This window comes from Burkholderia sp. ABCPW 111 (assembly GCF_000773065.1).
Lineage (GTDB): Bacteria > Pseudomonadota > Gammaproteobacteria > Burkholderiales > Burkholderiaceae > Burkholderia > Burkholderia savannae.
This window is the reverse complement of sequence record NZ_JPWT01000002.1, coordinates 144814-165837: the sequence shown is the minus strand read 5'-3', so window position 1 is coordinate 165837 and position 21024 is coordinate 144814. Positions and strand designations below refer to the sequence as shown.

Here is a 21024-nt window from a genome sequence, read left to right as displayed (position 1 = left end):
GGATGCCCGGCGCGGCGCCGCGCGCACGCGGCGAGAAACGCGCGCGGCTCGCGTCGGCGCGCCGCACAGCCGCCGTCATGCGACTTCCGCCGCCGCGTGGCGGCTTTCCTTGCGCGGCAGGCCGAGGTGATCGCGCAGCGTGCTGCCGGCGAGCGTGCGCCGGTAGCGGCCGCGCGCCTCGAGCGCCGGAATCACGAGCTCGACGAAATCGTCGAGCCCCTGCGCCTGCACCGCGAAGCCGAGGATGAAGCCGTCGGCCGCGCCCGCGTCGATCCAGCGGATCAGCGCGTCGGCGACGTCTTGCGCCGCGCCGATGAACTGCGGACGCGGCGTCGCGACGGCAAGCGCCGTCTCGCGCAGCGTGAGCCCCTTCGCGCGCGCGTCGGCCTTGATGCGATCGGTCGTCGAGCGAAAGCTGTTGCGGCCGATGTCGCCGAGCGCCGGGAACGGCGCGTCGAGCGGGTACTGCGTGAAATCGTGATGGTCGAAGTAGCGGCCGAGGTACGCGAGCGCGTCGTCGATCGTCAGCAGATCGCGGATCGCGCGGTACTTGTCCTCCGCTTCGGCCGCCGTGCGCCCGACGATCGGCCCGATGCCGGGGAAGATCTTCACGTCGCCGGCACGGCGGCCGTGCGCGAGCGCGCTGTCCTTCACGCGCTGCGTGAACGCGCGCGTCTCGTCGAGCGACGGCGAATGCGTGAACACCGCGTCCGCGTACTTGCCCGCGAGCGCGATCCCCGCGTCCGACGAGCCCGCCTGAAAGATCACCGGCTGCCCCTGCGGCGAGCGCTGGATGTTCAGCGGCCCGGCGACCTGGAAGAACCGGCCCGCGTGATCGAGCGCGTGCAGCTTGTCCCGGTCGAAGAAGCGGCCGCTCGCGCGGTCGCGCACGAACGCGTCGTCGCCCCAGCTGTCCCACAGGCCCTGCGCGACGCTCAGGTATTCGTCGGCGATCTCGTAGCGCAGCTCGTGCTCCGGATGCTTCGTGCCGTAGTTCTTCGCGGTGCCTTCGAGCGGCGTCGTCACGACGTTCCAGCCGGCGCGGCCGCCGCTCAGCAGATCGAGCGACGCGAACTGCCGCGCGACCGTAAACGGCTCGCTGTACGACGTCGACACGGTGCCCGCGAGGCCGATCTTCGACGTCGCGGCCGCGAGCGCGGACAAGAGCGAGATCGGCTCGAAGCGGTTCAGGAAATGCGGGATCGACTTCTCGTTGATGTAGAGGCCGTCGGCCACGAACGCGAACGCGATGCCGTTCGCCTCCGCCTTGCGCGCGACGCGCAGCATGAAATCGAGATTGACGCTCGCGTCGGGCGGATTGCTCGGATGCCGCCACGCGTTCATGTGGCTGCCGGCGCCTTGCAGCATGATGCCGAAGGGAATCGAGGACTGGGTCATGGCGAGGATCGGTGTCGTTGGAATCGCACAAAGGCGCGCAGCCGCGGCGCGCCGCTCGAATGCTCAGGTCCGCGCGGACTGGCGGTCGCGCGCGAGCAGCTCGACGGACGCGAGCCGCGCCGGATAGTGCGTGACCGGCGAATCGACGACGAACTCGCCGACGCCGTAGCGGCGCGCGAGCGCGTCGAGCTCGCGGTGCACGTCGTGCGGCGCGCCCGCGATCACGTGCGGACGCAGCTCGTCGATCCGGTAATCGGTCGCGCCGCTCTGGCGCGCGAACTCGGCCGCCGCCTGCGCGCTGCCGAGATTGACGCTCTGGCCGCCCGCGAGCTTCAGCTTGAAGATCCGCAGCGCGCCGATGAGCCGCTCCGCCTCGCCCTTCGTCGGCGCCGCGACCGCGTACAGCGCGAGGAGCGGCGCGCGCCCGCTCGCGCTGCGGTACGCGTCGAGCGAACGCTCGACGTTGGCCTCGTCGCCGTTGAAGTGCCCGGCGTAGCAGAACTGCCAGCCGAGCCGCGCGGCGAGCGCGGCGCTCTCGGGCGAGCCGCCGAGCAGCACGCGCTCGGGCGCCACGGGCGGCACCGGCAGCGCGACCGCGCCGGCCAGCGGATGATCCTCGGCGACGCCCCAGCGCAGGAACGCGTCGAGCTCGGCGAGCTGATCGGCGAACGCGGGCTTGTGCGGCTTGTCGTGCAGCGACTGCAGCGCGCGCGTCGTCAGCGGCAAACCGCCCGGCGCCTTGCCGACGCCGAGATCGACGCGCCCCGGCGCGAGCGACGCGAGCAGCTTGAACGTCTCGGCAACCTTGAACGGGCTGTAGTGCTGAAGCATCACGCCGCCGGAGCCGACGCGAATGCGCGACGTGTGCGCGAGCACGTGCGACACGACGATCTCGGGCGCGGAGCTCGCGAGCCCCGGCGCGCCGTGGTGCTCGGCGATCCAGATGCGCCGATAGCCGACCGCCTCGGCGCGCTGCGCGAGCGCGACCGTGAAACGCAGCGCGTCGGCCGCCGTCGCGCCTTCGGCGATCGGGCTCTTGTCCAGCAGCGATAACGAATAAGACATGGCGGGTGCGAATGCTGGCTACGGGAAATGAATCGGGAAAACGGACGATGCGGTGACGCGATGCAAGCGTCCGGCTCTGCGGCCCGGCGCGCCCGCGCGATCGGACGGCTTCGCCGAACGGTTTCGCATGGACGGCTGCGCCGGATTTCGCATGGGCGGCTGCGCCGAACCGCCTTGCCGGACGGCTTCACCGCGCGACTTCGTCAATCAACGCCACGGCGCGACACGATGAAGCGGCTTCGCGTGGCGAAGGCCGTTCTGTTCGCGTCGCGCCGGCGTCGCGCGTGTCGCCGGCGTCGCGCGTGTTCGTCGAGCTTCGCGAACGGCCATCGCGCAGGCATCGCGCATCACGTCTTCGGCAAGCCCGGCGGATTCGTCCGAGACGCGTCGATCGCCTCGGAACCGAGACTCCAGCGGTCGAGCACGCGGCGGTACGCGCCGTTCCTGATGAAATCGTTGATCGCGATCGTGAACGGCTCGGCGAGGCCGCTGCCCCTGCGCGTCGTGACCGCGATGTCCGCCGTGCGCGGCCAGCCGCCGCTCACGGCGCCGACGAGCTTCGTCCGGTGCTGCTGCGCGGCCTGGTACGCGAGCACCGAGTTCACGCTGAAGATCGCGTCCGCGCGGCCCGCCTGCAGCGCGACGTTCTTCACCGCGTGATCGTCGTAATACTGGACCGTGACGGGCTTGAGCCCGTGCGCGACGTTCTCGCGATCCCATTCGAGCAGGATCTTTTCCTGGTTGGTGCCGGCGTCGGTGATCACGCGCAGGCCCGCGACGTCCTTCGGCTCCTTGATCGACGCGATCTTGCTGTCGGACTTCACGTAGAAGCCGACCTGATCCTTGCGATACGTCGAGAAATCGAACTTCGCCTTGCGCTCCTCGGTCACGGTCACGTTCGACAGCACCGCGTCGACGCGGCCCGATTCGAGCGCGAGCGGCCAGTCGGCCCACGCGAGCGCGACGATCTTCAGCTTGCGGCCGAGGCTGTCGGCGAGCAGTTGCGCGAGATCGGCGTCGAAGCCGACGACGGTGCGCGCATCGGTCGCGTACGAACTGATGGGCGGCTGGCTCGGCGCGATGCCGATGGTCAGCGCGTCGGGCTCGGCGAACTTGAACGCTGCGGGCAGCGCGCGGATCACGGTCTCGTCGCGCGCGCCGCGCACGCGGCCCGGCTGCCCGGGGCTCAAATCGAACGTGACGGCGAACGCCGCCGCGCTCGCGCCGATCAGCACGGCGGCGGCCACCGCGCGCGCGGCGGATCGGACGAATGGCTTCGTGTATTGCAATGTCATCGACGATTCCTGTTGGTGGCGAATGTGGTGTCGTTTTCGATGCGACATGCCGGCGTGAGCCGCGGGCCGCGCATCGCGTCATTCGACCGGCGCGGCCGGCACGGGCGCGCGCAGGTCGCCGAGCGTGTCGGCGCGGCGCGGCTCGATCAGATCCTTGCCGAACGGCAGATGCACGTAGATCTCGGGGTCGACGTCGCGATCGAACAGCGCCGCGTAACCGGCGTCGAGATACAGCGCCCATGCCTCCGGCTGCCGGAAGCCCGTCGTCAGATAGACGCGCCGATAGCCTTGCCGCGCCGCGCGCAGCTCGAGTTCGCGAACCACGCGCCGCGCGAGCCCCTGGCGCCGCAGATCGGCGCGCGTCCAGATCCGCTTGAGCTCCGCCGTCTGCGCGTCGTAGCGCTTGAAGGCGCCGCCGCCGATCGTCTCGCCGTCGCGGATCAGCAGGATGAACGCGCCTTCGGGCGGCGCGAACAGCTCGGCCGGATAGCGCGCGAGTTCCGCTTCCGCGGACGCGAGGCTGTCGGGCCGATACGCGCGGTAGCGCGCCGCGTATTCGTCGATCAGCGCGTCGATCAGTGGCTTCGCGCGCGCGTCGTGCGGTGCGGTGTCGATAATGCTGTCGGTCATGGCGAGGTCGTCGGAGGCGAACGGTCGCGCGCGGCCGGCGCCGCCGGCATGACGGCTCGCCGCCTTCGGCGCGCCCGTTCGTTCTGCGGAACAAGGGCAGCGGCGTGTTCGTCGCGTTCGGACGCGCGCCCGTGTCGCCCGGCGCGCGCTCGTCGCGATGTCATCCCGCTGCCATGTCCGTCACCTTAGCGTTTCGACTCGCAAAGGCTAACCAAGCAATTTCGATATCGATATCGGCGGCCGCGTAGTAAGGATTTCGGGGAAGCGGACAGCGCCGGCGCGAGCCCGTGCGACGTGGCGCGCGGCGGGCGAAACCGGGCCGGCGTCGAAGAAAGCGCCATTGGAAAGACGCATGGCGCGTGGCCGACGCGCGCGGCGCGCCATGATCCGGCGATGCGACCGGCCGGGCGCGGCAGCGATGCCGGCCACCGACCATCCGGCGCGTCAGCGTTGCGGCGCGAACGGCGCGAAGAGCGCTTCGCCGCGCACGGACGAACGCCGTCCGCTCGCGGCGCCGGAAAAATCCGGCGCGCTCACGCCCGCCCTTCGATCCGCTCCGATGTCGCGTGCGCCGCGCGGCGCGCGCGTCACCGACGCCCCGCGTCGGCGTGCGCGGCGGCCCCCGCCGCGACGTCGACGGCGGCGGTCCGGCCCGGCAGCGCGGATCGCGCTCTGTCCGGCCCCAGAAAGAACGAATCGGCGTTCCACCAGTCGACGCCGAGTTCCCTCGCCTTATCGACGGAGCAGACCAGCAGCCGGATGCGGATCGTCAGAAGCTCGACGTCGACCAGATTGATGCGGATGTCTCCGGTAATGACGACGCCCTTGTCGAGCACGCGCTCGAGCAGATCGGCCACGGTCGTACTGGAAACGCTGTGCGGCGGCGAAGCGGTGCGTGGCTGGCTCATTGGATGGGCTCTCAAAAAAGACGGCCGAGCGGGCCGAGATCGAGATTCAGATCGGCATCGGTGAAGCCGAACTGCCCGGCGAGCCGCTCGATCTCCTCGGCCTGCCGCATCAGCGCGAGCCCCAACCGCTCGATTTCGTCATCGTTCAGGCTGCCGGCCTCGATTCGCCGCAACGCCTGCCGTTCGAGCAGTTCGTGCAAGAGCTTCATCAGCGCCAGAACGAGCTTCGCGAGGCCGTTGCCCGCGGAAGCGGCCGCGACGTCGACGCGTTGCGTCGCGCGTGGCGGCGGCGCCTGTTGCTGCGCCAGCGCTTGTTCCAGCGCGGCGGCGAGTGCGGCGGCGTTCGATACCGCCGCCGCGTGCGGCGCATTCATCGGCATTCCTCTTCGCGTGACATCGCGCGGCCGGCCAACGCGGTTTCCACCGAAGTCAGAAGGAGGCGCAGATGCAAATAGAGCAGATCGACGTCGGCTACCGACACGACCACCTGCGCGGAAATCACCGCGCCCTTGTTGAGAATCCGGTCCAGCGACTCGCACAACGACAGCCGCTGCGCGAGCTCGGCCGGCACGGGTTCGCCGTCCGCGCTGCGCACGGCATGAAACGGCGGCGAGCAAGGCGATGTCACGGCGTTTCCAGGCTGTCCAGGCGATCGAGCAACGCCCGCTCGCGCGACTCGAATTCGGCCTCGTCGATCTGGCCGGATTCGAGTTCGCGATAGAGCTCGACGAGCGCCGCCTTGGTCGTCTCGATGTCGGCGATCGTCTCGTCCTCGGCGGCCTGCGCGATCTCCTCGAAAATCCAGAACATGCCCTTGATCGGCGCGGCGAGCAGGTTATCGAGAATGAACATGGCACCCTTCACAGACTCATGTTGAGATTGACGAAATGGTGAGGCGGGCACGGTCCGCTGTATTTCAGCGTCAGCGAATCGTCGAGAACGCGCGACGCGGCGGCCACGCCCGACTCGAACCGGCCGAGCTCGGCGTTTCGCACGAGGCAGGTCAAGCGCAGGATTTCCGTCTCGTGCCGCAGCGGATCGCGCCGGATCTCCTTGCAGCACGCGTCGAGCGCCTCGTCCACGCGTGCCGCATGGCGCGCCCGCTCTTCGTTCAGCACGCGCTCGAAGCGGCTGCCCAACTCGATCTTGTCGTCGCGCGTGGCCGCGCCGCCGAGCGCCAGCATGGCGTCGCGCGCGGCCTTCAGATCGGGGCGAACGTCGATCAGATGGCGAAAGAGATCCGGCACGTCCCAGTTCAGGCGCACGCTCATTTCCACGTGGCCCACGAGCCGCGCGAGTTCGCGGGCGAGCGCCGTCCGGTGCTTCTTGAGCATCCTGCGCAGCGCGACTTCGCTCGTCGCGATCGTGCCGAACGCCACCGGCAGCACGGTGCCGGCGGCCGCGAGGCTCTGGATCACCGTGTGATGAGCGAGCAAGTGGCGCCGCTCGGGACGGACCTTCGCGAGCCCCGTATCGCTGACGATCACCGCGACATCGCCGTCGGTCAGTGCATGGACGGCCGTTCCGCCGATCCCGGGCGGAAGGCTCGGCGGCACGTCCCGCGCATGCTGGACGCCGTACAGATAGCGGGCGCCGCTATGGCTGGTCATGCTGCACCTCGCGCGAGGCCGGCTTGCGCATGGCGGGCTGCGCGCCGTGAGGCACGATCACGGAGGCTTCCTGGAGACGGACGGACTCGACGCAGCCTTCGACGATGTCCACCATCAGCAGCGAATGGCAAACCCAGCAACGCAGCGCGCCGTGGTATCGGGCGTAGGAATCGTCGTCGACCTCAATCTGGTGCCCGCAGGAAATGCAGTTGATATGCATGATGTCCCTCTCAATATCGGATCTGGAACGATCCGCGGATGTCGCCCGTTTGAGGCGCTTCGTTTTCGATCGCCGCATGCAGCCTGGCCTTTTCCCGGTCCAGATCGGCGATCCGGCCATCGACGGCGGCGATGCGCCGCAGCGCGGCTTGCCGCTCGATGTTCCGCCGGCTTTTCTCCATTTCGATGCACGAAATCCTCATGTACATGCTGTGCACCGGCATCGGCGTCATGCCGGGCGTATGTCGAGCACGAATGTCGTGCACCCCTTTTCTCGGAATCGGCATGATTCATCTCCGCGCTTTCGTGCGCCGGCCTGCTTGACGGGTGGCCTGCGGGACGGGCTCCAGGTCCACCCCGAGGATGTCCCTGCAGGCCCATAGGTAGCCGGCGTTCTCGCGCGTCGCCTCGCCGCCGCAATACGCGAGCGCACGTGCGAGCGCGATGGCCGCCCGGAGGCTGGGATGGTGGCCGCTCTCGTCGGCGTCGCGCAGCCGGCGGGTGAGATCGACGATGCGCTCCGCGTCCGCGCGCGCGATTTCGGAGCGGGCCCGGACGATCTCGACCTCCGTCTCGCGATCGTAGTGCCCCACCTGGATCGTGATCAGCCGGCCCATCAACGCGTTCTGCGTCTTGTGCACGCCCACATACTCTTCCGGATTCGACGTGAAGATCGCGCGAAAGCCCGGATGCACCGTCAGATAACCGGCGCCCGTCATGCGATTGGGCAAGTTCAGGATGCCTTCCGACAATACCGGCAGCAGCGCGTTGTTCGCTTCCGGCCGGGATCGGTTGAATTCGTCGTAAATGAGCGTGAGGCCGTGCTGGCAAGCCGTCGTCAGGCGATTGTCGATCCAGGTCGTGGTCATTTCCTCCTCGGTCTTGACCACCGAATGAATGAAGTTGTCGACCACCCGCGAGCGGCGGTATCCGGCGCCGCGACCAACGAGGTCGGCACTGCCGAGTTCGTCGTCGCCGTGCATCAGCACGACTTGCCGACCGAGCTGAGCGGCGATGTGGAACGCGAGCGTGGTCTTGCCGGTGCCCGACGGCCCCGCGAGATGCACTCCGTAGCCCGCGCCGAGATACGTCAGCGCACGTTCGGTGAGATTGCGAACGGCGGGCGTCTGCACGAACTCGGCACTCGCTTCCAATCGCACCCTGTCTCGAGTGCCGCCATCGCCATTCGCGCCGCGCGCCGCTGCAACCAGTTCCGGCGGTGGGGCGAGATCGGTCATGATTCCCTCCAGTTATCGGAAAGCATCGGCAGGCGCAGCGGTCGGCCAAGCGCATCGTATCGGCGGGCCGCCGCGCCCGGTCGCAAACGGCCCTAGCCTCGCCAGGCGCGGTGGGCTCCCCTCAGATCGGCGTCGAACGAGCGTCGGAGATCACGCACGCGCTCGACCAGGTCCGTCACGAATGCAGTTCGGGCGTCGCGCGCTTGGCTGAACATGCCGGCATTGGCCAGATGCAGTTGCCGCAGCAGTTGGGCGACTTCCGTTCGCAGGTCCTCGCGCGAATCCGCCAGCTTCTGCAGCAGTCTCTGCCGCTCCCTGTGGCCCGCCGTGACTTCCTGATGCAGGCGGGCCATGTCTTGCGTCAAGCTGTTCATGGCTGTTCCTTTCGAGGCCGACCGCTTTACCGCGGCCGGAAACCAAGTTGCCCGCCATGCGGCGGCAACGTCGGTCACGCTGCTGGCGCTGCGGCAGTCGCGGTCAGACCGATTGCTTCGGCATACTTGAGATAGGTTTCGACCGATGCAATGACGACGCGGGCTTCGATCGAAAGCAGCTCGATGCCGACGAGCGACACCTTCGCCCACACGTCGATGACGATGCCCTTGTCGAGAATGCGATCGACAACTTCGGCCAGGCTCGACGAGTCAGTCGATTTCTGCACTTTGGCCATGATGGCCTCCTTGCGATGCGTTGATGGGAAAAGACCTTTGCGCTGCAGGAGCAGGCTACGCCCTCAAAGCAACCCCCATGCCGGAGCGTGCCGCTTCGCGCGCGAATGTCGTCGCGCGAGCCTTCGCCGGGCGCGCGGCGCCAATGGCCGACAGCCTGGAATCGCGATGCAGGAAAAATCGCCGCCAAATCCGCCGTTCGAGACAATGCGCCGGCATCGCGATTTTTCATTTTTGTATTTCGATCAATATCGAAATCGATTGAAGCGCCGTTTGCGCAAACGCGCATATCCGGCATATGGAAGCGGCGTCGCGGTATGGAAAGCGTTCCATGGAATGCTATCCATACCGCCCTCGAAGCGAGACCCACGCGCCGCGCAAATGCTGCCGCAGACGGCCGGCTTATTTCCTATGATGACAATTGCAGCATGGGTTGGACGCCATGCAAAGAAACGGAAAATCGCAAAGGGGAGCGGCCATGTCCGACAGCAGCCGCACATTGATTTATATCCCGATTCTCCATACCGGCATCGACATGGGGCAAGCCGCACCGCTTCTCGCCGACGCCGCGCAAACCACACTCGGCGCGAACGCGTGGCGACGCCGCGCACTCGATATCGAGCACATGTGGGACGGCATCGAAGCGGCCATTCCTCGGCTCGGCCTCGATCTGAAATCCCTGCACATCTATCAGGACGGCTTGCCGGTATGCGGCCACGAGCTCGAGATCGTCGACGACCTCGCGAAGGCCGGCAGCCGCAATCATCGCTTGCTGCAGACGCTGAGTCGCGAAGGCGCGACGATCGTCGGCACCGAAGCGCCGGAATTGCTGGTGGAGGAATACGAGCTCGCATGGCGGCTGCTCAACGCCGCTTCCGCGGACGGGCAGCGAACCGACGTCGAGAACCGGCTCGCGTCCGACATGCTGCAGCGACGCGACCGGTTCATCGCGCATCGAATCGACGAGACGCTGCCGGCGGGCGGCACCGGCATGCTGTTCGTCGGCGCGCTGCACCGCGTGGCCCCCCTGCTGCCGCCCGATCTGGCTGTGAGCTATCCGCTCGGCAGCCCGGCGATCTGACGCGACGAACGTCATGAACTCGGTTCCAAGTGCGCTGCCGGCGCGCGTGCTGATCGTCAACGAGCCGATTTTCGGCTCGCGGCTGACGCAGCTGCTGCGCGGCGCGGGCCTCGACGCCGTGTCCGCGCAAACCGGCTACGCGGCGCTCCGAACCCTGGAGCAACAGCGCTCCGATGCGGTGGTGCTCGACGACCGCCTGCTGGACATGAGCGGGCTCGACCTGCTGCACGCGATCCGGCGGCAGACGCCGCAGATGCCGGCGGTGGTGCTCACCGACCAGCCGGACGTGCAGGGCGCGATCGGCGCAATGCGCGAGGGCGTCCAGGACTGCGTGTCGAAGTCGGTCGACGACGACGTCCTGATGAGCGCGATCCGAACGGCGCTCACGAACGGCGGCGGCCGGAGCAGCGAGCCTTCGGTGGCCGCCAGCCTGTGCGAGAGCATGGGGCCGAGCGAAGCCGTCGCCCGCCTGATCGCACGGATCGGGCTCGTGGCGAAAAGCACGTTTTCAGTGCTGATCCTCGGCGAAAGCGGCGCGGGCAAGGAACTGGTTGCACGCGCGATCCACCGCGGCAGCGGACGGCGCGCGGCGCCGTTCGTCGCGATCGACTGCGGCGCGATACCGGAGCAGTTGCTCGAATCGGAACTCTACGGCTACGAAAAAGGCGCGTTCACCGGCGCGGCCATCGCCAAGCCCGGCAAGTTCTCGGCGGCGAACCGCGGCACGCTGTTTCTCGACGAGATCGCCAACCTGCCGCTCGCGTCGCAAGCGAAGCTGCTGCGCGTGATCCAGGAGCGCACGCTGTATCGTGTGGGCGGCAACACGCCGTTGCCGCTGGACGTGCGCATCGTCGCCGCCGCCAACGAAGACGTCGAGCAAAAGGCGCTCGAAGGCGGCTTCCGCAGCGACCTCTTCTTCAGGCTGTCCGAATTCGTGATTCACGTCCCGCCGCTGCGCGAACGGCGCGACGACATCCTCTACCTCGCGCAGCACTTCGCCGCGCAAACCTGCGCGGAACTGGACAAGCCCGCCGTCACGTTCGCCGACGCCACCTGCGAGCTCTTGCTGAATCACCCGTGGCCGGGCAACGTCCGGCAGTTGCGCAACTCGATCCGGCAAGCCGTTCTCGTCGCCGGCGATGTCGTGCAGCCGGCTCACCTCAATATCGCATCGTCCGGCAAGCACGCGGCGCCGCTGACGGAATTCGGCTGGGAAGGACTGTCCCTGAAGGAGGTGGTACGACGCAATATCGCCGACATCGAGCGGCGGGTCATCGAACAGGTGTTGCAGGCGACGCACGGCAACAAGGCCCAAGCGGCACGAGTCTTGCAAGTCGACTACAAGACCATCCATTCGAAGGTCAAGGAATACCGCATCGAATTCCGAGGAGTCGACGATGAAGACCAAGCGTGACGGAGCGAAAGAATCGGCCAGTGGCTTCGAAGGCATCATGTCGGGCATCGTGAACCTGGTGGAGAAGCTCAACGAACTGGCCCAGACCGGCAATGAACTTCAGTTGCTGAAGGAGCGCGCGACCGATGCGGGCATCCGCGGTGTCTACGGCATCAACATCAAGGTCGGCTTGGGACAGGACAAGGACCGAGTCTCGGTCGAGCCGTTCGGCAACATCCGCAAGGACAAATCCGGCCACGCGGTGGTGCAGGAAGTCATCGAGCCGATCGTGGACGTGTTCGAGGAGAGCGACCATACGCTCGTGGTGGCCGAGATGCCGGGCGTGAGCCTGGAAGACGTGAGACTCGATGTCCAGGACGACGTGCTCACGATCGTCGCCGAGCACCGCCCCAAGAAATACATCAAGGAAGTGCAGTTGCCGCGCCCATACACGCGCGACCAGATGCAGTTCGGGTGCAACAACGGGATTCTCGAAATCCGGTGCACGGACTGAGGCGACCATGGACAAAGCGGAACAGACCGGGCTCGAGCTCCGCGTGACGGAGGGCAACGCCCGCGATGTCGGGCGCGCGCTCGCGCGCATGGGGCCGGAGGACCTCATCCTGCTGGACGCGGCCGTGGGCGACCTGGTCGAGGTGCGCGGCAAGCGCGCCACCGTATGCAAGGCGATGCTCGCGCACAAGGAGCTGCGCGCCCAGTCGCGCGTGCAGTTGGACGGCGTCGTGCGCGGCAACGCGGGCGCCGCCATCGACGAGACCGTCACGCTGAAAAAGGTGGCCGCGCGTGCGGCGAACCTGGTGCAGCTGACCCCCATCAACGCCGCCCCCGCGCCGGGCGATCTCGACTACATCGCGGGCCTGCTCGACGGCCTGCCGGTGATCGAGGGCGACCGCATCCGCGCGACGCTGTTCGGCAGCCGCAACGCGGATTTCAAGGTGACGAGCTGCACGCCGCGCGGACCGGTGCTGATCGGCCCGAACACCGAGCTGTCGATCGGGCGGCCCGCGAAAGGCGAACCCGCGGTGGTCGCCCCGTCGCTGTCGTACGAGGATGTCGGCGGCCTCAAGCCGCAATTGATGCGCATCCGCGAAATGATCGAGCTGCCGCTGCGCTATCCCGAAGTCTTCGAGCGGCTCGGCGTCGACGCGCCCAAAGGGGTGTTGCTGTACGGCCCGCCGGGCTGCGGCAAGACGCTGATCGCACGGGCCATCGCGCACGAATGCGACGCCGCCTTCTTCTCGGTGTCGGGCCCCGAAGTCATCCACAAGTTCTACGGCGAATCGGAGGCGCACCTGCGCAAGATCTTCGAGGAAGCCGCGCGCAAGGCGCCCGCCATCGTTTTTCTGGACGAAATCGACGCGATCGCGCCCAAGCGCGAAACGGTCGTCGGCGAGGTGGAAAAGCGCGTGGTCGCGCAGCTGCTGGCGTTGATGGACGGGCTGAACGGCCGCCAGCAAGTCATCGTGATCGCCGCCACCAATCTGCCGAACGCGCTCGATCCGGCGTTGCGCCGGCCGGGCCGTTTCGATCGCGAGATCGCGATTCCGATTCCCGATCGCAACGGCCGTCTCGAAGTGCTCGAAATCCACAGTCGCGGCATGCCGCTCGCGGCCGACGTCGACCTGGATCGTCTCGCCGACATCACGCACGGTTTCGTCGGCGCGGATCTCGAGGCGCTGTGCAAGGAGGCGGCCATGCTTTGCCTGCGCCGGCTCATGTCGACACTCGATCTCGGCCTGCGCACGATTTCCTACGAGCAGCTCGATCGCCTCGTCGTGAACATGGACGATTTCCTGTCCGCGCTGGCCGAGATCGACCCGTCGGCGATTCGCGAAGTCTTCGTCGAGGTTCCCAACGTGCGCTGGGAGGACGTCGGCGGCCTCGGCAACGCGAAGGCGCAGTTGATCGAGGCGCTGGAGTGGCCGCTCAGGTATCCGGAGCTGCTGACTCGCGCGGGCGCCAAGCCCTCCAAGGGCATCTTGCTCGTCGGCCCGCCCGGTTGCGGCAAGACCTGGCTCGCGAAAGCCGCGGCCAACGAGTGCGGCGTCAATTTCATTCCGGTCAAAGGGCCGGAATTGATGTCGAAATACATCGGCGAATCGGAAAAAGGCGTGCGCGACGTGTTCCGCAAAGCGCGGCACGCGGCGCCCTGCTTGCTGTTTTTCGACGAAATCGATGCGCTCGCGCCCCGACGCGGCGAAGGCGCCAGCGGCGCGCACGTGCCGGAGCGCCTGTTGTCGCAGTTTCTGGCCGAATTCGACGGCATCGAGGAGCTCAAAGGCGTGATGGTGCTCGCCGCCACGAACCGCATCGACATGCTCGATCCGGCCGTGCTGCGGCCCGGCCGCTTCGACGAGATCGTCGAGATCGCGCTGCCCGACCCGGCCGCGCGCCGCGAGATTTTCGACGTGCACCTGCGCCGCAAGCCGCTCGCCGCCGACGTGACCGGCGACTGGCTGGCAGAGGCGAGCAGCGGGTTCTCCGCGGCCGAGATCGCGTCGGTATGCCGCCGCGCGGCGCTGTCGGCGGTGCGGCGCGCGCTCGCCGCGGACATCCGCGATCCGGCGCGGCTGCACCTGAGCGCCGCGGACCTGGACGATGCGATCCAGGAAGCAAGCCAGCGGCGCAAGCAAACGCAATGAACGCCGCCCTTTATCTGTTTTGCTTCGCGCGCGCCGAGCGCCTCGCCCCGGCATGGGCGACGAGGCCGCCTGGCGAGCCGCGGCTGCAACTGCTGCGCGACGGGAATCTGGCCGCGGTGCTCTGCGACGCGTCGCGCAGCGAGTTTGCCGGAGCCGACGCCGAGCGGCGGCTGACGGACCCGGCCTGGATCGCCGGCCGCGTGGCCATTCATGCCGCGGTGATCGAGTGGACGATGCGATATTCGCCGGTCTTTCCGGCCCAGTTCGGCGCGCTGTTTTCCAGTGCCGACCGGGTCATCGCATCGATGCAAAGCGCTCACGCGCACATCAGCCGCGTTCTCGATCTCGTCGACGGCAAGACGGAGTGGGCGGTCAAAGGCTGGCTCGATCGGCGAGCGGCCACCGACTCGCAAGCCGCGCTGCTTCGCGCCGAAGAACCCGAATGGGCCGCCCGCGCGACGGGCACCCATTATCTGCGCGAGCGGCAGCTTCAGGCCCGGGCCGGGCACAATCTGCGCGGCTGGCTCGAGCAAAGCGTGCCGCCCGTCTCGGCGCGATTGCAGCGCCACGCGGTGCAGATGTGCAGCCGGCCGTCGCGGGCCTCGGATTCACCGAACGAAATCGTCGCGAACTGGGCGTTCCTCGTGCGAAACCGCGATGTCCAGGCATTCCGTCGGCAAGCGAAAGCCGTCGACGCCGAATTCGCCGCACGGGGATTGCATTTCGACTTTTCCGGGCCCTGGCCGCCGTACAGCTTTTGCGCCCCGCTCGCCGAAGAGACGACATGGTCTGGCTGACCTACGCCGTGCTGACGCAAAAGGGTTCCTTCGCGCTGCCGTCGGGCGTGGACGGCGCACGGCTCGAAATCGTGGACGGCGCGCACCTGCGCACCGTCGTCTCGGAGCACGCTCGGGCGCCATCCGCGACGATACCGGCGGCGCTCGCGTTCGGCGAGACCGTGGCGACGCTCTTCCGGCACGGCGCCGTCGTGCCGATGCGCTTTCCCACTTGCCTCGACGACAAGCGAGCCGTGCGCGAGTGGCTCGACGACGAAAGCGATACGTATCGCGATCTACTGCAGCGAATCGACGGCTGCGTCGAAATGGGGCTGAGATTTCGGCCTCCCGACGAGCGGCACGCGCGGCCGCACCCGCAAGCAGGCGGCCCCGGCCACGCCTATCTTGCCGCTCGCGCGGCGCCCAATTCCGTCGCGCTGTCGCACGGGGAACGCATCGCGGCGGCGCTTCGCGACCTGTACCGCGACTGGCGGTTCGACGGACAGGTGGAAGGCTTCGCGAGCCTGTGCTTTCTCGTTAGGCAAGCGACGCTCGACGATTTCGTCGAGCGATGCCGGCAAACGGCGCGCCGCACCGCCTTGCCGCTCTATGTGTCCGGCCCATGGCCGCCGTATAGCTTCGCCGCGGGTGAGCGGGCGTCGGCAGCGGAGCCGCCGCGCGCGTTCGGACCGACGAGTCGCCCGTCGACCGCCGCATCGAAATCCGAAAACGGCGCGGGTCGAGAAAGGGACGGCCGCGCGCCTTGAAAGCCTCGAGCGGATTGCCGAACGGCCCGCCCTGACGCGCGCGGCGAGACGCGGGACGCAGCATGCGATTCGCCGCCGTGCGCCGTGCAATTCGCGATTCGCGTCTCTTCACGTTGCCCATCGCGGGCAGTCACGCGCCAGCGCCCGACGTAAGGCGTAAGAGGCGCAGGGCGCAGGGCACCGCAGCGTGTCGCGATGCGTGGCGCGCCGTCGCGACGTCAGCCGCATCGAATCCTCCGCGACGCGTTCGCGTCGCCACGCTCGCCCGGGCGCCCGCACCCGCACCCGCACCCGCACGATCACGCCGACGCGTCGTCTTGCGCTAGCTGAAACAGGCAATCGCCGCGCCGCACCTGCGCGGGCACGCGCTTGCAGACGACTTCGCCGTCGCTCGCGAAACACTGCGTGACGGGCTCGCGCAGCGGCGTATCGGGAAAATGGATCAGCGCGGCGGGCTGCCCCGCGTGCACGCGCGCGCCGAGCTCGACGAGCGGCTCGTAGAGCCCCCTGTCGTACGCATAGACATAGTGATGCGCGCCGCCCACCCGCATGAAGCGTGTCGTCGCGGGCGGATTGTCCGGCACGAGCGGGCCGCGCAGCGCGCCGACGAAACCGAGAAAATGCAGCAGCCCGCGACGCGCGTCGCGGATCAACGCCGGGTCGGCCATGCCGCCGCCGCCCAGTTCGGTCAGGATCGAGATCGCGCCCTGCCGGCGCGCGGCCGACGACGCATGCACCGGATTCGGCGCGTGCAGGAACGCGCGCGGCAGGCCGAACGCGGCGAGCAACTCGCGTACGCGCGCGCGCTCCGCCGCGTCGCGCGGCTCGAGCGCGAGCATGTTGCCGCCTCGATAGAGCAGCGAGCTGCCGCCCGAATGCAGATCGATCAAATACTGCGCGCGCGGCAGCAGCGTGTGCTCGATGTAGTCGGCGATCACGGCGGTCGGCGCGCCGGCGGGGTCGCCGGGGAAGCTGCGGTTCAGGTTGCCGCCGTCGATCGGCGACACGCGCGCGCCGGCGTCCGCCGCCGGAAAGTTCGCCATCGGCAGGAAGATCAACTGCCCGGCGACATGCGCCGCATCGATCTCCCGCACGATGCGCGACACGACGATCTGCCCTTCGTACTCGTCGCCGTGATTGCCGGCCATCACGAGCACGACGGGGCCGCTGCCGTTGCGGATCGACACGACCGGAATCGGAATCCATCCGTACGCCGAACGATGGACCGAGTGCGGCAGGCGCAGATAGCCGGCATGCTTGCCGTTCGCGTCGAGATCGACTTCGCTGCGGATGGGATTTCGAAAGCGGGAGGTGTCGGTCATGGTCGGCATCGGCCTGCGGCGGCCTGGGCGGGAACGGGATGGTGTCATGAAGCTTACCGGCAATCGCCGGCGAACGCTCGGGGCGGCGGCACGCGGCACGCCGTTGCCGTTGCCGTTGCCGTTGCCGTTGCCGTTGCCGTGCCGCGGTGCGGTGGTGCCGCGGTGCGGTGCCGCCGCATTGCCGGCGACGCTCCGGCAGCGCGGCGCGCGACAGCCCCGCCGCCGTTGCGATTGGCGTCGGCGTTGCATTTGCCGAGCATGTTTCGGCGGTGCGTTGGTCGCTGCATGTCGCTGCATGTCGCTGCATGTCGCGGGCGTTGCGGGCGTTGCGGGCGTTGCGGGCGTTGCGGGCGTTGCGGGCGTTGCGGGCGTTGCGGGCGTTGCGGGCGTCAGCAGCGTATCGCAACGCCGCGTCGGCGGAAACGACGAATGCGTTCCATCGTTATGCGCCACACGATGCTTTGCATAGCGCATGCACGGCATCGACGCCGCCGAGCACGTCGAGCGCATCCGCAGCATCCGCAACATCCGCAGCAACCGGAGCAGCCGGAGCAGCCGGAGAATGGAGAACATCAAACCCGTCGAATGCACCGACGCATCGAGCGCATCACCGGGCGATTTTCTGCTAACGTCGCGTTGTGGCCGCGTTCGCGTCGAGCAAGCGCGCGCCGCGGCAAGAACGCCATCGTTCGCGCAGCGCGCGTACAGGCATGAAAGCCGCGCGAACGATCACCGCGGCTCACGAGGCCGAAACGCCCAACCTTCGGGAGCCCCACGCATGACGACTCTCCGCTTCGACGTATTCGGCAAGCAGATCCTCGTCGAACGCGCGCAGGATCGCTGGGTGCCGTTCTATCCCGGCTCGGACGGCAAGCGTCGTCCCGCGCATTTCGTCATTCCCGATTTCCTCGAAGCCGAAGAACTCGGCCAATATCTCGGCGACCTGTTTCACGAAAGCGCGACGCCCGACAACGGCGACGTCCGGTGTCTCGATCTGCCCGAGCCCGATTGACCGCGCGGCGAGCGGCGGCCGCCTCCGCGACCGCAACGGCGAACCGCGACGGCACGCGCCCGCCGCCCCGAAGGCGCAGCAAAGCCACGCGCGTCCGGCCCCTGCGCCCCGTGCCGTCGCCCGTGTTCGCCGGATTGAATAAACTTTTCTCATCGGCCGGCGTCCGACGCAAGAACGGCAAACGACTCCGGCGCGCCCACCATGTTCGCGCCCGTACGCGCAATCCATGAAACCCTTGATTCCACAGCAACCGCACAAGCTCGTCCGCCACAACGTCAACTGGGCGGTCAACGCGTTCAAACGCTTCTCCTCCGACCGCTGCGCCGCGATGGCCGCGAGCATCGCGTTCTATTCGGCGTTCTCGCTCGCGCCGACGCTCGTGATGGTGATCGCGGTCGCCGGCTGGTTCTTCGGCGCCGACGCCGCGCGCGGCGAGGTATTCAGCCACGTGCACGAGCTGATCGGCAACGAGGCGGCGGCCGGCGTGCAGACGATCGTCGAGAGCGCGCACCGCAGCGGCAGCCGCGGCGGCCTCGCGGCGCTGATCTCGTTCGCGATGCTCGCGCTCGGCGCATCGGCGACGTTCGCGTCGCTCAACACGGCGCTCAGCGTGATCTGGCCCGCCACCGGCACACGCGCATCCTCGGTGCTCGGCCTCGTGCGGGTGCGGCTGATCTCGTTCGGGCTGGTGCTCGGCGTCGCGTTCCTGCTGATCGTGTCGCTCGTGCTCGACACCGCGATCACGTTCATCGGCCGCTGGCTGTGGGGCGCGTCGCCGTACGTCGTGATCGGCAATCTGCTGCAGTTCTCGATCGGCATCGCGGTGCTCGCGTTCGCGTTCGGCACGCTGATGAAGTTCCTGCCGGACGCACGCGTATCGAATCGCGACGCGATGACGGGCGGCATCGTCTCCGCCGTGCTGTTCTCGGCGGGCAAGAAGCTGTTCGCGCTGTACCTCGCGCACGCGGGCACCGCGAGCGCGTTCGGCGCGGCGGGATCGTTCGCGGTGCTGCTGATGTGGCTGTACTTCTCGGCCGCGGTGCTGCTGCTCGGCGCGGAGTTCGCGGCGGCGCGCGGCGCGGCGCACGCGTCGGACGCCCTCTCGGCCGAGGCCGAGGCCGAAGCCGAAATCGGCGGAAAGGCCGCGACGGCACGCAGCGGCTCGCGCGATTGACGCGCCAAACCGCCGCCTCTCTCGGTACGGCCCGCTCCTTACGCCCGCCTTTCCGGTTCTTGCGCGCACGCAAACGTTCGGCTCGACGCATCCGCGCACCGAGCGCCACGACGCAACCGCGTCGCGCCGCATCCGGTCGAGGCCGCCGCGCGCACATCGATCGCCGCCGTGGTTCGCCTCGCACGCGCAAACGTTTGCCCACCTAGATTTCGTTGCAGAAACAGGCCGAAAAGGCATGGCTACACGGGGGCAACGTTCGTTTCCGCAACAATCGCACCGCAACAATCTTCCGGTGCTCCCCGAATCGAAACAATCTCTTATCTAGTTGATATAAAACGACTTTCCGTCGCTGTCACCTTTTTGAGACACTTTATTTTTTTGGATTTCTTGCGTCTGGTGCAGTGCGCTATTCTCCAATCCGCAACAAATAACGACTCACTCGCGTGGAGAAATAACTCGATGAAGAAACTTGCTCTGTCTACCCTCTCGCTCGCCCTGCTGGGCGCCGCCGGTGCAGCTCAGGCTCAAAGCAGCGTCACGCTGTATGGCGTGATTGACACGTCGATCACCTACGTCCACGGCAACGATGGCAAGGCCAACAACGCGTGGCTGATGGGCAGCGGCAACCTGCAAGGCAGCCGCTGGGGCCTGAAGGGCACCGAAGACCTCGGCGCCGGCCTGAAGGCGATCTTCCAGTTGGAAAACGGCTTCAACTCGAACGACGGCACGCTCGGCCAAGGCAAGCGCATGTTCGGCCGCCAGGCGTTCGTCGGTCTGCAAAGCGATCAATACGGCACGCTGACGCTCGGCCGCCAGTACGATCCGCTCGTCGACCTGGTTCAGCCGGTCACCGCGGACAACTACTTCGGCAGCCTGTTCGCCACGCCGGGCGACGTCGACAACAACGACAACAGCCTGCGCGTGAACAACACGGTCAAGTACACGTCGCCCGTGTTCGCCGGCTTCCAGTTCGAAGCCCTGTACGGCTTCAGCGGCATCGCGGGTTCGCCCGGCCAAGGCCAGACGTGGTCGGCAGCCGCCGCTTACAACAACGGCCCGATCGGCGTCGCCGCCGGCTATTTCTACACGTCGAACCCGTCGCCGGCGAGCGGCGTGCGCTCGACGTGGAGCGGTTCGTCCGACGCGATCTTCGACGGCGCGATCAACTCCGGCTACACGAGCGCGAAGTCGATCGGCATCGCCCAAGTGGCAGGCCAGTACGTGTTCGGCCCGGTCACGGTCGGCCTCGGCTACAGCAACTCGCAATACAAGCCGGACGGCTTCTCGGGCTTCTCGTCGACCGAGAAGTACAACACGGGCCGCGGCTTCGTGACGTACCAGGCGACGCCGGCAATACTGCTCGGCCTCGGCTATGCATACACGAAGGCGAGCGGCGACACCGATGCGAAGTACCACCAAGTGTCGCTCGGCGCGGACTACGCGCTGTCCAAGCGCACGGACGTGTACCTCGCCGGCGCCTACCAGCACGCGAGCGGCACGCAGCGCCTCGACGCGACGACGACGCAATCGGCGCAAGCATCGATCGGCTCGTACGGCGTCAACGGTACGAAATCGCAAGAGATGGTCGCGCTCGGCCTGCGCCACAAGTTCTAAGCGCAGCTGCGGGCAGCGGCTCGGCGGCGCCTTCGGGCGTCGCGGGCCGCGACCGCAAAGCCGGCCCGAACGCCCATGCGGACGGCCGGCTTGATGAGATGGCCGAAACAGCCCGATCGGCTTACGCTGATCGGGCTGTTTCCTTTTGGGGGACCGTCATGGAGACGGCATCGCCGATCGGGATCGATCCG

25 protein-coding genes are annotated in these 21024 nt (G+C 67.8%); 10 read left to right on the top strand and 15 right to left on the bottom strand.

All coding sequences use genetic code 11. From position 1 onward, the window contains the following. Positions 1-75: 75 nt before the first annotated feature. The 14 genes from X946_RS02330 to gvpA all read right to left on the bottom strand — a co-directional run bounded on the left by X946_RS02330 (position 76) and on the right by gvpA (position 9033). Positions 76-1398 (bottom strand): LLM class flavin-dependent oxidoreductase, encoded by a 1323-nt coding sequence (locus tag X946_RS02330; RefSeq protein WP_038743631.1) that lies wholly within the window; start codon positions 1396-1398, stop codon positions 76-78. 63 nt (positions 1399-1461) lie between these two features. Then, positions 1462-2463: an LLM class flavin-dependent oxidoreductase gene (locus X946_RS02325; protein WP_038743629.1), complete on the bottom strand. Its 1002-nt coding sequence runs from the start codon at positions 2461-2463 to the stop codon at positions 1462-1464. Between the two features lie 347 nt (positions 2464-2810). Next, positions 2811-3758, bottom strand: a complete 948-nt coding sequence (locus X946_RS02320; protein WP_052144977.1) for an ABC transporter substrate-binding protein — start codon at positions 3756-3758, stop codon at positions 2811-2813. A 78-nt stretch (positions 3759-3836) separates the two neighbouring features. Further along, positions 3837-4388 carry a GNAT family N-acetyltransferase gene (locus X946_RS02315; protein ID WP_038743627.1) on the bottom strand — a complete coding sequence of 184 codons (552 nt, stop codon included), beginning with the start codon at positions 4386-4388 and terminating at the stop codon, positions 3837-3839. A 587-nt stretch (positions 4389-4975) separates the two neighbouring features. Then, entirely contained in the window at positions 4976-5296 is a 321-nt protein-coding gene (locus X946_RS02310) for a gas vesicle protein (RefSeq protein WP_038743625.1), read from the bottom strand. Between the two features lie 11 nt (positions 5297-5307). Then, entirely contained in the window at positions 5308-5670 is a 363-nt protein-coding gene (locus X946_RS02305) for a gas vesicle protein K (protein WP_038743874.1), read from the bottom strand. Then, the gene (locus tag X946_RS02300; RefSeq protein WP_226383156.1) at positions 5667-5867 is read right to left on the bottom strand and encodes a gas vesicle protein; all 201 of its coding nucleotides are present in this window, start codon (positions 5865-5867) and stop codon (positions 5667-5669) included. The genes X946_RS02305 and X946_RS02300 overlap by 4 nt, the downstream gene beginning before the upstream one ends. 53 nt (positions 5868-5920) lie before the next feature. After that, positions 5921-6148 (bottom strand): gas vesicle protein GvpG, encoded by a 228-nt coding sequence (locus X946_RS02295; protein WP_038743621.1) that lies wholly within the window; start codon positions 6146-6148, stop codon positions 5921-5923. 8 nt (positions 6149-6156) lie between these two features. Further along, positions 6157-6906, bottom strand: a complete 750-nt coding sequence (locus tag X946_RS02290; protein ID WP_038743619.1) for a GvpL/GvpF family gas vesicle protein — start codon at positions 6904-6906, stop codon at positions 6157-6159. Continuing rightward, the gene (locus X946_RS02285) at positions 6893-7126 is read right to left on the bottom strand and encodes a hypothetical protein (RefSeq protein WP_038743616.1); all 234 of its coding nucleotides are present in this window, start codon (positions 7124-7126) and stop codon (positions 6893-6895) included. The genes X946_RS02290 and X946_RS02285 overlap by 14 nt, the downstream gene beginning before the upstream one ends. Before the next feature lie 10 nt (positions 7127-7136). After that, entirely contained in the window at positions 7137-7412 is a 276-nt protein-coding gene (locus tag X946_RS02280) for a hypothetical protein (protein ID WP_038743613.1), read from the bottom strand. 3 nt (positions 7413-7415) lie between these two features. Next, positions 7416-8363: a gas vesicle protein GvpN gene (gene gvpN, locus X946_RS02275; protein WP_226377277.1), complete on the bottom strand. Its 948-nt coding sequence runs from the start codon at positions 8361-8363 to the stop codon at positions 7416-7418. Between the two features lie 92 nt (positions 8364-8455). Next, a complete protein-coding gene (locus tag X946_RS02270; protein WP_038743608.1) occupies positions 8456-8737 on the bottom strand; it encodes a hypothetical protein in 282 nt (93 codons plus the stop codon). Between the two features lie 74 nt (positions 8738-8811). Continuing rightward, the gene (gene gvpA, locus X946_RS02265) at positions 8812-9033 is read right to left on the bottom strand and encodes a gas vesicle structural protein GvpA (protein WP_010109838.1); all 222 of its coding nucleotides are present in this window, start codon (positions 9031-9033) and stop codon (positions 8812-8814) included. 23 nt (positions 9034-9056) lie between these two features. Here gvpA and X946_RS32995 point away from each other — a divergent pair, with 23 nt between their 5' ends. The 7 genes from X946_RS32995 to X946_RS02235 all read left to right on the top strand — a co-directional run bounded on the left by X946_RS32995 (position 9057) and on the right by X946_RS02235 (position 15711). Beyond that, positions 9057-9296 carry a hypothetical protein gene (locus tag X946_RS32995; protein ID WP_152611605.1) on the top strand — a complete coding sequence of 80 codons (240 nt, stop codon included), beginning with the start codon at positions 9057-9059 and terminating at the stop codon, positions 9294-9296. Between the two features lie 213 nt (positions 9297-9509). After that, entirely contained in the window at positions 9510-10112 is a 603-nt protein-coding gene (locus X946_RS02260; protein ID WP_038743605.1) for a hypothetical protein, read from the top strand. A gap of 13 nt (positions 10113-10125) precedes the next feature. Beyond that, on the top strand, positions 10126-11526 hold the full coding sequence (locus X946_RS02255; RefSeq protein ID WP_038743603.1) for a sigma-54-dependent transcriptional regulator: 1401 nt from the start codon (positions 10126-10128) through the stop codon (positions 11524-11526). After that, the gene (locus X946_RS02250) at positions 11510-12019 is read left to right on the top strand and encodes an Hsp20/alpha crystallin family protein (protein WP_038743601.1); all 510 of its coding nucleotides are present in this window, start codon (positions 11510-11512) and stop codon (positions 12017-12019) included. Before X946_RS02255 ends, X946_RS02250 begins: the two co-directional genes overlap by 17 nt. Positions 12020-12026: 7 nt before the next feature. Beyond that, a complete protein-coding gene (locus tag X946_RS02245) occupies positions 12027-14168 on the top strand; it encodes a CDC48 family AAA ATPase (RefSeq protein WP_038743599.1) in 2142 nt (713 codons plus the stop codon). Continuing rightward, a complete protein-coding gene (locus tag X946_RS02240) occupies positions 14165-14965 on the top strand; it encodes a GvpL/GvpF family gas vesicle protein (protein WP_038743597.1) in 801 nt (266 codons plus the stop codon). Before X946_RS02245 ends, X946_RS02240 begins: the two co-directional genes overlap by 4 nt. Beyond that, entirely contained in the window at positions 14953-15711 is a 759-nt protein-coding gene (locus X946_RS02235; protein WP_038743596.1) for a GvpL/GvpF family gas vesicle protein, read from the top strand. Before X946_RS02240 ends, X946_RS02235 begins: the two co-directional genes overlap by 13 nt. Before the next feature lie 299 nt (positions 15712-16010). Here the strand turns inward: X946_RS02235 and X946_RS02230 are convergent, their stop codons facing one another. Continuing rightward, positions 16011-17033: a succinylglutamate desuccinylase/aspartoacylase family protein gene (locus X946_RS02230; protein WP_038743872.1), complete on the bottom strand. Its 1023-nt coding sequence runs from the start codon at positions 17031-17033 to the stop codon at positions 16011-16013. 778 nt (positions 17034-17811) lie between these two features. On the opposite strand from X946_RS02230, the gene X946_RS02225 reads away from it, so the two are divergent. From X946_RS02225 to X946_RS35965, 3 genes are all read left to right on the top strand, one after another. Further along, entirely contained in the window at positions 17812-18045 is a 234-nt protein-coding gene (locus X946_RS02225) for a DUF7661 family protein (protein WP_038743594.1), read from the top strand. A gap of 226 nt (positions 18046-18271) precedes the next feature. Continuing rightward, positions 18272-19219 (top strand): YihY/virulence factor BrkB family protein, encoded by a 948-nt coding sequence (locus X946_RS35970; RefSeq protein ID WP_038743592.1) that lies wholly within the window; start codon positions 18272-18274, stop codon positions 19217-19219. Between the two features lie 459 nt (positions 19220-19678). Beyond that, the gene (locus X946_RS35965) at positions 19679-20833 is read left to right on the top strand and encodes a porin (protein WP_038743590.1); all 1155 of its coding nucleotides are present in this window, start codon (positions 19679-19681) and stop codon (positions 20831-20833) included. Positions 20834-21024: the final 191 nt, after the last annotated feature.